This window comes from Methanobrevibacter sp. (assembly GCF_017431965.1).
In the GTDB taxonomy this organism is placed as follows: Archaea; Methanobacteriota; Methanobacteria; order Methanobacteriales; family Methanobacteriaceae; genus Methanocatella.
In genome coordinates this window covers 1-12,472 of record NZ_JAFRKB010000026.1, presented here as the reverse complement: position 1 = coordinate 12,472, position 12,472 = coordinate 1, and the positions used below count along the sequence as shown (strand labels likewise).

At 37.2% G+C, this 12,472-nt stretch carries 14 protein-coding genes and 1 pseudogene; 10 read left to right on the top strand and 5 right to left on the bottom strand.

Features of this window, described 5'->3' with window-relative positions; translation table 11 throughout:
• Nucleotides 1-44 precede the first annotated feature (44 nt).
• The 6 genes from IJI93_RS02785 (at nucleotide 45) to IJI93_RS02760 (ending at nucleotide 5,437) form a co-directional block, all read left to right on the top strand.
• On the top strand, nucleotides 45-437 hold the full coding sequence (locus tag IJI93_RS02785) for a (deoxy)nucleoside triphosphate pyrophosphohydrolase (protein WP_292819610.1): 393 nt from the start codon (nucleotides 45-47) through the stop codon (nucleotides 435-437).
• A gap of 1 nt (nucleotide 438) precedes the next feature.
• Nucleotides 439-591, top strand: a complete 153-nt coding sequence (locus IJI93_RS02780) for a hypothetical protein (protein ID WP_292819607.1) — start codon at nucleotides 439-441, stop codon at nucleotides 589-591.
• Entirely contained in the window at nucleotides 591-3,551 is a 2,961-nt protein-coding gene (locus tag IJI93_RS02775; RefSeq protein ID WP_292819604.1) for a DEAD/DEAH box helicase, read from the top strand. Before IJI93_RS02780 ends, IJI93_RS02775 begins: the two co-directional genes overlap by 1 nt.
• A 100-nt stretch (nucleotides 3,552-3,651) precedes the next feature.
• Nucleotides 3,652-4,257 (top strand): hypothetical protein, encoded by a 606-nt coding sequence (locus IJI93_RS02770; protein WP_292819601.1) that lies wholly within the window; start codon nucleotides 3,652-3,654, stop codon nucleotides 4,255-4,257.
• On the top strand, nucleotides 4,247-4,456 hold the full coding sequence (locus IJI93_RS02765; RefSeq protein WP_292819598.1) for a hypothetical protein: 210 nt from the start codon (nucleotides 4,247-4,249) through the stop codon (nucleotides 4,454-4,456). The genes IJI93_RS02770 and IJI93_RS02765 overlap by 11 nt, the downstream gene beginning before the upstream one ends.
• A gap of 69 nt (nucleotides 4,457-4,525) precedes the next feature.
• A complete protein-coding gene (locus IJI93_RS02760; RefSeq protein WP_292819596.1) occupies nucleotides 4,526-5,437 on the top strand; it encodes an AEC family transporter in 912 nt (303 codons plus the stop codon).
• A 17-nt stretch (nucleotides 5,438-5,454) separates the two neighbouring features.
• Here the strand turns inward: IJI93_RS02760 and IJI93_RS02755 are convergent, their stop codons facing one another.
• The 4 genes from IJI93_RS02755 to pyk form a co-directional block, all read right to left on the bottom strand.
• Entirely contained in the window at nucleotides 5,455-5,988 is a 534-nt protein-coding gene (locus IJI93_RS02755) for a hypothetical protein (protein WP_292819592.1), read from the bottom strand.
• On the bottom strand, nucleotides 5,985-6,698 hold the full coding sequence (locus tag IJI93_RS02750; protein WP_292819582.1) for an ImmA/IrrE family metallo-endopeptidase: 714 nt from the start codon (nucleotides 6,696-6,698) through the stop codon (nucleotides 5,985-5,987). The genes IJI93_RS02755 and IJI93_RS02750 overlap by 4 nt, the downstream gene beginning before the upstream one ends.
• A complete protein-coding gene (locus IJI93_RS02745; protein ID WP_292819579.1) occupies nucleotides 6,699-7,025 on the bottom strand; it encodes a helix-turn-helix domain-containing protein in 327 nt (108 codons plus the stop codon).
• Between the two features lie 173 nt (nucleotides 7,026-7,198).
• Entirely contained in the window at nucleotides 7,199-8,602 is a 1,404-nt protein-coding gene (gene pyk, locus IJI93_RS02740) for a pyruvate kinase (RefSeq protein ID WP_292819576.1), read from the bottom strand.
• A 177-nt stretch (nucleotides 8,603-8,779) separates the two neighbouring features.
• Between pyk and IJI93_RS10500 the strand changes: the two are divergent.
• Nucleotides 8,780-8,986 (top strand): annotated as a pseudogene (locus tag IJI93_RS10500) (TMEM175 family protein); the annotation flags it as partial.
• A 23-nt stretch (nucleotides 8,987-9,009) separates the two neighbouring features.
• Here IJI93_RS10500 and IJI93_RS02735 read toward each other — a convergent pair.
• Nucleotides 9,010-9,141, bottom strand: coding sequence for a hypothetical protein (locus tag IJI93_RS02735; RefSeq protein ID WP_292819573.1), 132 nt, complete (start codon nucleotides 9,139-9,141; stop codon nucleotides 9,010-9,012).
• On the opposite strand from IJI93_RS02735, the gene IJI93_RS02730 reads away from it, so the two are divergent.
• From IJI93_RS02730 to IJI93_RS02720, 3 genes are all read left to right on the top strand, one after another.
• Nucleotides 9,113-9,931: a TMEM175 family protein gene (locus tag IJI93_RS02730; RefSeq protein WP_292819570.1), complete on the top strand. Its 819-nt coding sequence runs from the start codon at nucleotides 9,113-9,115 to the stop codon at nucleotides 9,929-9,931. The two genes, IJI93_RS02735 and IJI93_RS02730, sit on opposite strands and share 29 nt — an antisense overlap.
• A gap of 1,097 nt (nucleotides 9,932-11,028) precedes the next feature.
• Nucleotides 11,029-12,138: a hypothetical protein gene (locus IJI93_RS02725; RefSeq protein WP_292819567.1), complete on the top strand. Its 1,110-nt coding sequence runs from the start codon at nucleotides 11,029-11,031 to the stop codon at nucleotides 12,136-12,138.
• An 11-nt stretch (nucleotides 12,139-12,149) separates the two neighbouring features.
• Nucleotides 12,150-12,472, top strand: a 323-nt coding sequence (locus IJI93_RS02720) for a hypothetical protein (RefSeq protein ID WP_292819564.1), incomplete at its 3' end; no start/stop codon positions are given.

Here is a 12,472-nt window from a genome sequence, read left to right as displayed (position 1 = left end):
TATAACGCAAGCTGCCAAATATAAAATCATAAGGAGATTAACTTATGAAAACTTTGAATGTCGTTGCAGCCATTATCAAAAAGGACAATAAAATCCTTGCAACCAAAAGGGGCTATGGCGAGTTTATAAACATGTGGGAATTCCCCGGAGGCAAAATTGAACCTAACGAAACCAAAGAAGAAGCCCTAATCCGAGAAATCAAAGAAGAATTGGACTGCACAATCAAACCCACAAAGTTCGCTTTAGACCTAGAATACCAATACCCTACTTTTTACTTGAAGATGTCCTGCTTTGAAGCACAAATCACCGAAGGAACTCCAAAGCTTCTAGAGCACAACGACGCCAAATGGTTATCAAAAGACCAACTGGATGAAATCAACTGGATTCCAGCAGACCTTAAGATTATCGATTATCTAAAAGAGACAATGGAGGATTAAAATGTCTGACAAGAGATTGGAATTGGCAATAAGCAAAAAAGCAGAACTTGAAAAAAAATTTGAAAAAGTCAAAGGCACTCCAAGAGAAGAGGAATTCAAACTCCAAATTGATAAGCTTGATGAGCTCATAGCTCATCTAAAAGAGGATAATTAATGAACTCACAAGACATCATCAAAGGCGCTGAAACCGCATTCATAAACAGTAAGGTCAGCTCCAGCTCCGGCTTCAGACCAAAACTATTGTACAACAACAAAGAAAACAAGGTCATAAACTCAATCAGGGACGAGCTTCAGGACTGTGATGAGTTCATCATATCATCTGCATTCATCACCCTCGGGGGAATCACCCCGCTTCTTGAGGAATTCAAAAAGCTGGAAGCAAACAACATAAAAGGAAAAATCCTCACCACAGACTACCTGACTTTTACAGAGCCGAAGGCATTAAGAAAACTGAACGAATTCAAAAATCTGGAAATCAAGCTCTACAGCCAGGAAAAGGAAGGCTTTCACACTAAGGGTTATATCTTCAAAAAGGATGACATCTATAGGGGGATTGTCGGAAGCTCCAATTTGACAATGAACGCCCTCACCATCAACAAGGAGTGGAACGTTGAATTCACATCCCTCGAAGAAGGCGAAATGCTTCTTGAAATCAAAAAAGAGTTCAATGATTTATGGCAAAAGGCAGATGACTTAGAAGACATTTTACCGAAATATGAAAAGATTTACAATGACAACAAAAGCTTCAAGGACATTAGAAAAATCACAGAAGAGCTTAAGGACCAAAACATCAAGAACTTAACTCCAAATGTCATGCAGGAGGACTTCATAGCCAACTTAAGAAAGCTAATCAAAAGAGGAGAGTCCAGAGCTATTTTGGTATCAGCAACCGGTACCGGAAAAACCTACGCCTCAGCATTTGCGGTCAAGGATTTCAATCCTAAAAGATTCTTGTTTTTGGTTCACAGGGAACAGATTGCAAAGCAATCAATCAACGCCTATAAAAACGTTTTCAATGATCATGACAAATTCGGCCTGCTTACAGGCAATTCTAAAAATTATGACTCACCATACCTTTTTGCAACAATCCAGACAATGAGCAAGGATGACGTCTACACCAAATATGACAAGAATTATTTTGACTATATCATCATCGATGAGGTTCACAAGGCTGGTGCATTGAGCTATCAAAAGATTTTCAGGTATTTCGAGCCTAAGTTCTACCTTGGAATGACCGCTTCGCCTGAACGTACAGACGGATTCAACATATATGACCTTTTCGACAACAACATTGCCCATGAAATCAGGCTTCAGGAAGCCATGGAAGAGGACTTGCTCTGTCCTTTCCATTATTTTGGAATTACTGATGTCGAGTTTGAAAATGACACAATCGATGACGATTTCAGGGACTTTAACTTGTTAGCGTCAGATAAAAGGGTAAGCTATCTATTGGAAAAGTCTGAGTTTTACGGATACTCCGGCGACAGAATCAAAGCGCTGGTATTCTGTTCAAGAAAAAGGGAAGCCGAACTTCTCTCAAAGGAATTTACAAAAAGGGGCCATCCTTCAGTAGTCTTGACAGGTGATGACTCACAGGAAAAACGTCTTGAAGCAATTGACAGGCTCACAAACGATGACAATCCGGACAAACTGGAATACATTTTTACAGTCGACATCTTCAACGAGGGTGTAGACATTCCCGAAATCAATCAGGTCATTTTAGTCAGGCCGACAGAGTCTCCAATCATTTTCATTCAGCAGTTGGGAAGGGGCCTGAGGAAATACAAAAACAAGGAGTTTGTCGTAATTTTGGATTTCATCGGAAACTACAAAAACAACTTCATGATTCCGATTGCTCTATCCGGTGACAGGTCCTATGACAAGGACAAGTACAGGAAGTATGTCATGGAGGGAAATAAAATTATTCCTGGCGCTTCATCCATCAACTTTGATGAGATTTCAAAAAAGCGTATATATGATTCAATCAACAACACTTCATTTTCCAAAAAGGCTCTGTTTAAGGAAAAGTACAGTCAATTAAAATACAAGTTAGGAAGAATCCCTATGTTAAATGACTTCTTCCGTCAAGGAGAATTCAACCCAGAATTGATCCTAAATCACAAAGATTTTGGAACATATCACAAATTCCTTGAATATGTTGAAAATGACTATCGCAGTACTCTTACAGATAAGCAAAACGCTTCCTTGAAGTTCATCTATTCAAAACTGATAAAGGCAATAAGGCCTCACGAGCTTGTAATCCTCAAATGCCTTAAATACAATAAGTACTTCACAGTCAATTCAATTGAAAGAGTTTTGGAAAGTGAATTTGGACTTACAGATCAATTTGTGTCTATTAAAGGTGCAATTAACTTTTTAAGCACGGAATTCTACAGAAAGGAAACAAGTGATGACTATCAGGCAAATACTGTAACAAGTTTCATCGGTGATTTTGAGGAGGAATTCTACCAAAATCTGTTCTTTAAGATGGATTTAAACGTTTTAAATGATTTAAAAAACAATAAGGATTACAAATTTGAAATTTCACCTTATTTCAGGGAATTTTTAACAAACAATGTTTATTCATGCTATCTTGAGGATGCACTTGAATACGGATTTTTAAAGTATGAGAATGTCTATAAGGATGAAAATCCATTCAAATTATATGAAAAATACTCAAGGGAAGATGTATTGAGGCTTTTAAACTGGAAAAGATTCATGAACGGCCAGAACATTGGCGGATATAAAATCAAATATGACGCCTGTCCTATTTTTGTAACATACGATAAAAAGGAAGACATTTCAGAAACAATCAATTACGAGGATCACTTCATTGACAAGGAAACATTCAATTGGATGAGCAGAAACAACAGAAAAACATCTTCACCGGAACTGGAACCGTTAATTAACTATAATGGTGTGAACACTCAGCTGTTCATTCAAAAAAGCAATGACGAGGGAATCGAGTTTTACTATATCGGCAAACTGACTCCTATTTCTTATAAGCAGGTTTTCAGAAACATCAACGGAAAAGACCAGCCAATCGTCAACTTCAAGTTCAAGATTGAAAATGAAGTTAAGGATGAACTGTATTCCTATTTTGTCAATGATTGATCCAATCATGTAAAATTGATTTTAAAAAACCATTTATTAAATGTTTTGCCTTTTAATTTAAAAATAAAGTTTTATAAATTCTCAAAATTAAGTTTAACTTATGTATCAAACAGATTTTGAGAAGTATATTAATTTAAAAATTGAAGATGTTTCATCAATTTCGGTTAATGATTTGCCTGAAGAATTTTCATTAAGGGCATTCAAAACGGTTGATGAGTTTATTAAAAAAACAAGAAATTCAGATTATGAATGGGTAATATATTTTGATTATGTTACTGGAGAAATTTTAAGATGCGTAATGGGGAAGGTAAATACAGTAGTCATTGTTTTTGAAAAGGATGAATTTTTAGGTAAAAATGTAGCTTCAATTCATAATCATCCTGATGAGGTTTTCTCACCACCATCTGGTAAAAATTTTGGCATATTAATGAGGGATTTTGAAGAATATGAATTAATTGTGGCAAAGAGAGGATTATGGATTTTAAAAGCTAAATGTGTTAGTGAAAGACTAATGATAGAACTTAATGTTGCATCAATAGAATTGTTTAAATCGGCACGGGATCAAGCTAATATGATATATTCTGATGAATATATGGTTGATGAATTTTGTGATATGTTATATGGCGATTTTTTGTCAAAATATATTAATGATAAAAAAATAAAATATATTCAATTAACAAAAAAGGAGTACAATCATGACTGTTGAATATCCAGTTTTTGCGGAATTCGAATCTTTTCGAAAGATTACTGCTCCGGAGAAACGCAATAAAATCAAAGAGGACATTAAAAACCCGAATATTTTAACTGGAATGGATAGATTGCGCGCATTTTATGAAGAAATGGGTTTGGAATTCGATGAAGCAGTCTTTGAAAAGATGGTTAATGATTGTAGGTCACATTTTTAAATCTTTTTTTCATTGGAAAAATACGGATTTTCCATCAAATATATCAAAACCAAAAGCAAATATATCACTATGGCAAGTCCGATTGAAGTTATTATGATTCCAGCACTGATGATGCTTTTGGGGTTCATCCTTAAATACGTGGGCTTTTTTGAAAAGTCAGATAGGGATTTAATCTCAAACATTGTATTATACATTGCACTTCCCGCAATGATTTTTACAAACCTCAGAAGCGCAAACATCTCTCATGACATGCTGTTTTTGCCAATTATAGGAATCATAACAAGCATCCTGCTTTTAATCCCGGCATATCTTTACTGCAGAATCAGAAATTATGACAAGAAAACAACCTGGACAATACTCATCGCATCATCAATCATGAACACAGGTTTCATTGGCTTTCCGGTATGTATGGGAGTTTTTGGCCAGCAAGGATTTCTCAATGCGGTATTCTATGACCTTTCAACCTCGGCGATGGTTGTTGCCTACGGCGTAATCCTTGCAAGGAAATTCTCTGGAAACGCCAGGGAAGTGATAATAAACACCGTGACATTCATGCCGCTCTGGGCGGTGATTTTCGGACTCATATTCAATGCGTTTGACATCTCTTTGGGATACGTTCTTGACAGCATACTGAATTATTTAAGCGATGCCACAATTCCGATGATCATGCTTGCCCTTGGAATATCACTTGATTTCAGCAATGTGGCAGACAACATCACAGATTCGGCGGTTGTGGCAATAATAAAGCTAATAATTTCTCCATTAATAGTTTTCGCTTTACTAATGCTATTGAACATTAAGGGGCTTGTTTTCAACGTTGCAATCCTTGAGGCGGGAATGTCAACTGCGGGTAACGCACTGGTTCTTGCAATAACATATGACCTTGACAAGGACCTGATGGGTTCGATAATATTTACCAATGTCGTGGCAAGCGTCATTACCCTGACCGCAATAATTTCCCTTCTGACAGGCGCCATTTAAAAAGAGTTTTTTTTAAGTTAAAATATTTCATCAGGATTATTTTTTAAATACTGAGTGAATGACTTTTCGCTTAGATATCTTTTCTGGCCCAACATTTTTTTCCAGAGTTCATTTCCTTCATGTTCCGTTATGATTTCATGATGATATGCTTTGACAAGTATGTCTCCGGTTTTAATTCTTGTCAAATCATATTTTTCAACAGCTTTCATAATATCTCGGGTATTGTTGCTCGCTATTATTCCATTGTTTTCAACAGCAAGTGCGATGGCGGCGGCTTCGCCACGACCCATTTCCTTATCGAACAGATATCCTCTATGCAGTTCAACAAATAATTTGTAAACATCTGATTGGATATCAAAGTCAATGACATCAATAAAGTTTTCTTCAATCAGCTCATCAACACGTTTTTTCAATATCAATACTCTTGAAAATTCATTGTACACTTCATATGGTATTATAACTTTGTCAAATAATATTTTTAAGATTGAAACATCATTGATGCTTATAAAGCAGCTTAAGCAGTCGGTATCATAGAATATCGGTTTTCTCATAAATCCTCCATGTCATATACCAAATCGCTTAGGAATGCATCAAGGAGGTATTCGTCTTTTCGAGCTTTTGAAATCAAATCCTTTTCGAATACTTCCCCAACCAAGCGTGCATAATTGCCGATTGTGTAATTTTTTGAAATATACGGTTCATATAAACTGGTGTCATAGCCTCTGCGCAGTGCGTTCTGTTTTACATTTGGCTTATATTCATCATATTCATCATTGCTTATATCTCCTGCGTTTTTCAATCTAAAAAGCAATGCCTCATGAGATATCTGATAATACTGTTCGCATTCGATTATATTATCAAGGTTCCATTTTTCAATGTTGTTTTCTTTTTTGTATTTGTATAATGCCGGGGTGGGTATCAATAGGAATGATGCAAATGCATCGGCTGTTCTTTCTATTTCATCTGCATTGTTGAGATTGCAGATTGTGAATTGTTCGTCCTCGCAGCTTAAGTGATATATTTCATGTGCTGCCGTGAATGTTTGCCTTCCTTTTGAATGGTTGGAATTGATGAATATTATTTTTTGCGAATCAAACTTGCAGCATGCTCCGCTAATGTCTGAATCCATGTCCAGAAAGACTATTGTCAGATCTTTTATTTTATGGGTGATTAATGGGAAAAAATCGATCGGATCAAAGTGGCTAATGTCAATTTCTGATCTAAATTCCATGGCTTTTTCATTTAGTTGGTATTGATTCATCTAATCACCGTTTATCTTATGGAGATGTTTCATATTTCTGATTATCCGGTTCATGTCTGCCAATGTGTTTAAATCTAAATTGTTTTTACTTGAGCGGAATTTAAATTCTTCTGTGGAATAATTTCCAATACCTTCTAAAATATATTCTGGAGAGCAATTATACAATTCACATAGTTTATTTAATGAAGAAGATTTTAATGTTCGTTCATTACTTTCCAATTTAGCAATTTGACTTTGTTTAAATCCCAAATAGTTTGCAATTTGTTGTTGATTTAATCCATTATCGGTTCTTAGTTTTTTAAGCCTATGGCCAATTGTTTCATTCATTTTTTCACCCTTATTCAATTAATTAATATTTTTTGGAATAAATATTATATAAATTTATCTTAAATATTATTCCAAAATTTATTTTCGAGCATAAGTCTTCATGGATAAGTCAATTTTTAAAAATAGATGATATGGATTAAATTATAATATAATCCATATTTGCAAATTGGAAGTTAAATCTCCACAATCCTCAGATAGTTGGTTGTTTTTGCCTTTCCTAAAGGAAATCCTCCGGTAACGGCTATCAAATCACCCTTATTCAAATCAAATTCCTCTTCGGCTATTTTTCTTGCATTCTCGATAATCTTGTCGGTGCTTTCATAGATTTCAGTTAAAACAGGCTTGACTCCGAAGTTCAAAACGACCTTTTGTGCAACGTGGCTTGATGTGCAGCATGCAAGAATAAGTGAGTTCGGACGCAGATTGCTTATTTTTGAGGCGGTAAATCCGCTCATTGTTGGTGTCACTATGAGCTTGATGTCAGCGTATTCATCGACTCCGACAACCAGTCGGGCAATGGTGTCCTCGATTCCTATGGTGCCTTTGTAGGCGACGTGCTTTGTATAGTCGATTGTGGATTCCACATACCTGCATATCCTTCCCATTATTTCAACGGCCTGTATAGGATACTTTCCGACTGTGGTTTCACCTGAAAGCATCACGCAGTCTGTTCCGTCCAGAACGGCGTTTGCAACGTCTGAAACCTCTGCCCTTGAAGGCCTTGGGTTTTCATACATTGAGGCCAGCATTTCGGTGGCGACGATTGCGAACTTTCCCTTTTCGCGGCATTTTCTTATGATTTCCTTTTGAAGCATCGGAAGCTCTTCCATTGCAACCTCAACTCCCAGATCTCCGCGGGCAACCATGATTCCGTCTGACTCATCAATTATCTCGTTGATGTTTTTGATGCCCACTCCGCTTTCAATCTTTGAGATGATGCATGCGTCCCCGCCCGCTTCCTCGATAATCTTTCGAGCGGAAATCACGTCTTCTTTGGTATTTACGAATGACAGTGCCAGATAATCGCAGGAATGTTTGGCTGCAAAGGCAATGTCTTTTGCATCGGTTTCGCTCATGAATTCAAGCTTCAGGTCCACTCCCGGAACGTTGATTGTCTTGTGGTCCTGGATTTTTCCGTTGCCAAGTGCCTTCAATACAACGAATTCATCTTCCTTTTCAGTCACTTCAAGCTCAAGCAGGGCGTTGTCTATGAGCACCCTGTCGCCGACGTCCATGTAGTCAATGGCTTCGGAGTGGTTTACTCCGAATTCGTTTTCATCACCGAGTATGCAGGTCTTGCTCATCTGTATGGTATCTCCTTCTCTGAGCTCGACTCCGCCGTCTTTGAATTTAAGGGTTCTGAATTCAGGTCCCTTGGTATCATACATGATGGCAATCGGGGCGCGGCATTGCTTTCGCACCTGCCTTACGGTATCTATTGTTTTTAGAATTCCTTCGCGGGTGGCATGGCTGAGATTTATCCGAGCGCAGTCCATGCCCTTTTCGACCATTTGCCCCATGACCTCAACGGAATCTGAGGCGGGACCTATGCTGCATATGATTTTTGTCCTTTTCATTTTTACATATCCGAATCATTTTTTTCGCTTTAAGCTAAACAAGTCAAGTTGTATCTATGGTAATAGTTATGGAATCTGACAATATATATCTAACTTTCAATTTCATTAAAGATTGCAAAGCAAAAACAAAGAAAAATTGTAATAAATTTATTTACTCGGAAGTTCATATTAAATAATATGAATACGAACAGATTTGAAACATTTTATGATGCCGTCCTTGCGATTGTAGTTACGATTTTGGTGCTTAAGATTCCCCAGCCATTAGGTCCCGGATGGGGAGCCTTCTTTTCAAACTATATCAATATTATAACATATCTCATTGTCTTTTTGGCAATAATCAACATATGGTACAGCAACCAGAGGCTGTTCCAGCACATTGAAAGCATCAACAACAAGTCCCTGATAGCTTACGGCTTTTCGATTTTTCTCTTTTCACTGTTTCCGTATTTCGCGTCATGGCTTTCATTCAATCTGTATTCCCTGGCTGCCGAGGTAATCTTCGGGCTTTTAATGATTTTTTCAAACATTTCCCATATCATATCCGTCGTTGTGGTTTTCGGAGCCAACCATTCAAAAGAAAAGCTTGAGGAAATGAACATACAAAGGAGCTATTTCATTATCCCTATCCTAATCATAGCCATAGGTTTCATCCTCTCATTTACCCTATTCACTCCGGGAATCTATGTTGCAAGTTTCGTTTCCATACTTTTAAGCATCCTCTTCCACAGAAGGGAGGCTGCGGAACTCGAGGATACTGAAAGGTTTGAGGCCCTGATTGATGCAATCATTGCAATCATAATAACAGTCATCGTGCTTGAAATTCCGGCTGCGGCAAACGGCAGTCTTGCAGCCCTTCTTGAATTGAGAATTGAGTTCATTGCATATGCGGTCAGCTTCATTGTCTGTTTTCATGTGTGGAACTTCACATATAACCTCTTCAACATCGTCAACAAGATTAATCACAGGGCAATCTGGTCGGTAGCTTCAGCATTGTTTTTCCTGTCTTTGATACCTTATCTGACAACTTACGTCGCCATGAACTTCCATGATTTCGTGCCGCAGTTCATCTATGGCGTAAACTTTATCATCATCAACACATGCTCATTTTTGGCCACATATGAGATGAAAAAGATAGATGAGTCAAACAAATTCCTTAATGCGTCATTCGACAATTACAACAGGTTCGCTTTAAACATTGTAATCACATTCATCTTCATGGCCATAGGATACCTTTACTATCCGCCGATAATAATCATATCATGTCTGTTTTCAATTGTCCTGACATGGATATTCATGATAAAGCAGATTAACCTGCTTGACATGCTCTAAAAAATAATTTTGGGGAAGTTTCCTGATTAGAGGAATATCAGTCCCAGCCGTATTCCTCTCCAAGCCATCCCTGATTGACGTCGGGATATCCGCATTCATCACAGTAGCCGTCATAGTACGGCGCACCGCATGAGGGACACTCGGAATATGAAGGGCGAGAGTAGGAAACGTTTCTCTTAGGCGGGTTGCTTCTTTTTTGTGTGGTGTTGCTGCTCTCAGACGGACTGTCAATGGCCGCACAGCAGAATATCGCAATGATTATGAAAAATATCATTCCTGCTATTGAATCTATCATGGGTAATAATATGTGAACAACTTATATATTATTTTTTGCCTGTTTTCTTAGGTTCATGTGTTGAAAATTGGGGTTACTTTAATTTTTGAAGATGAGTGCAGATATTCATTCTGACTCATCTTCCTCATTATCTTTCATTTTTTTCTTCAGGTTTTCGATACCTATGATCATATTCTTCCTCCGTCATCTAAGTTTCAAATTGAGGTCGGCAGTGTCCGGCTGCCTTCACATTAATGTTTGAAATCATCATATATAAATATTTAGGTATGCCTAAAAATTATAGATTTTCGAGGTAAAATCCACAAAAACCGCATCAAAATGAAAATTTTAACCAAAATTTCAAAAACCTCTAAAAATTCCCAAATCATAAAAACAAGCATTTTAAGCAATTTCCTATAAAAAATTTCTTTTCGAGAAAGACACATCCGAGCCTTTAATCACTATTTTTTCAGATATTTTTCACCCTTTTGAAAATAATAATCAATATTTTTCACCCGTTTGCCGTATCTGCTCACAACAGACATAATCGAAAAATCAGTAATCTTTTATGAAAATGCATGGAGACTAAAAATTTCGCATGGCCCAAAATTTACCTCAATTTTAATTACTCGTCATTTCAATATAATCGAAGAAAAAATCCCTGCCGAATGCAGGTTTTTTTAAAACAATCAAATCGGAAATTTTTTTGAAAATTTGGGAAATTATAAAAACTTTCTTGAAAAATTTTTTTTTCAAATAACGAAAAGCTTTTATATGATATCAAAGTTACTATGTATTACATGATGTATTACAGGTGAAAATCATGCTTAAAATAAGGAACCTGACCCACTATATCGATGAAAAAACCCATGAAAAGAGAACGAAATTCACCTACATTATTGGAGACAACGGATATTTCCAAAACCTTGATGTAGAAAATCACGTTACACTTGAAATGGCCCTCTCTATTGTAAAGGATATGATGGCCGAAAGGCTGATTCAGATTTCACTTAAGGAAACCGTTTCAAAAATTGATGCTGCAGAGGAGGACTATGAGTTCATGGGACTTGACTTGAGGGACATGATTTTTGACATTGACATTTTCGATAGGGATTCCGAACTCTACCAGTCATTCAAAAGATTGATTGTGAAATACTGGAACCGCGATTTTCCGCTGGTGTACCATCTTTTTTTAAACATCGAAGGGATAAAGATCCATGACGACAGCGACGGAAAGACACTTTTCAAGCACTACTTTGAAGGGCTCAAGGAATTCAAAAATCAAATCAGCTTTATAGAATACCTCAACTCAAGGGTCACCCTGCCGGTGGTAAACGACTATCTTCCCTACATCGACACTGACTCCCTTGTCGACTACTACATCATAGACCCGACCGTCAGGAGGTCGGATCTTGATTATGTGCTTCGCAAAAACAACGTCAACATCAAGTTCACAAAGGACAACTCCTCCCATTGGCAGGCCTTTGGATATTGCTATGCAAAGGACAATGACCTCACAGACCTTGAGGCGTTAAGCTTTGCAAAGCTCATTTCAAGATACATTTCACGCACTGATGATGCACTAAGCAAAAACAGATACATCAAGGAGTATCTGATAGAGGAGGAGATTTCCAAAAAGGACCTGGAGTTGGAGTCACGCAAAGTCCCGGCGGATGAGCGAATAGAAAAGATATTCTATGAGCTGTTTGACATCTACCAGTCAAGGATTGCAGATTATGAATACAGAAACAGGCAGCTGAACTTCCGCCTCACATCCAGAAAGCATGATGAGTTCATGAAGGCTCCGGGAAAGACAAACACAGAAAAAATGGAATATCTGATAAACTTCTATATTGAAAATTCATCCAGAAATGACATCGACTTTGCATCATGGATAGGTGATGACGTCATGGTTATAGATTCCAAAAAATGAGGTCGGTTTTGATGAGTGAAAAATATATCCGAAGCAGTAAAAATTCATATAAGATTATTAAGAATTCACATGTATTTGCCAAGACCGACACTCTGGAAGATGCGATTTTCATAAGGGATTTGCTTGTAGGCAAAGATTGGAATATCGATAATTTTACACTTGAAATGCACCTCTCTCTGGACACATACATTGTTGTAGCTAAAATTGATGAAAAACTGCACTTGTTAGGTAAATTCGACACCAAACCAAACGATAAGTTGGTCGAAAAACTCATCAAAAAAATAAGGAGAAATCCAAATAACTCAAAGTATGGCCTCAACATTTCAAGGGTTTA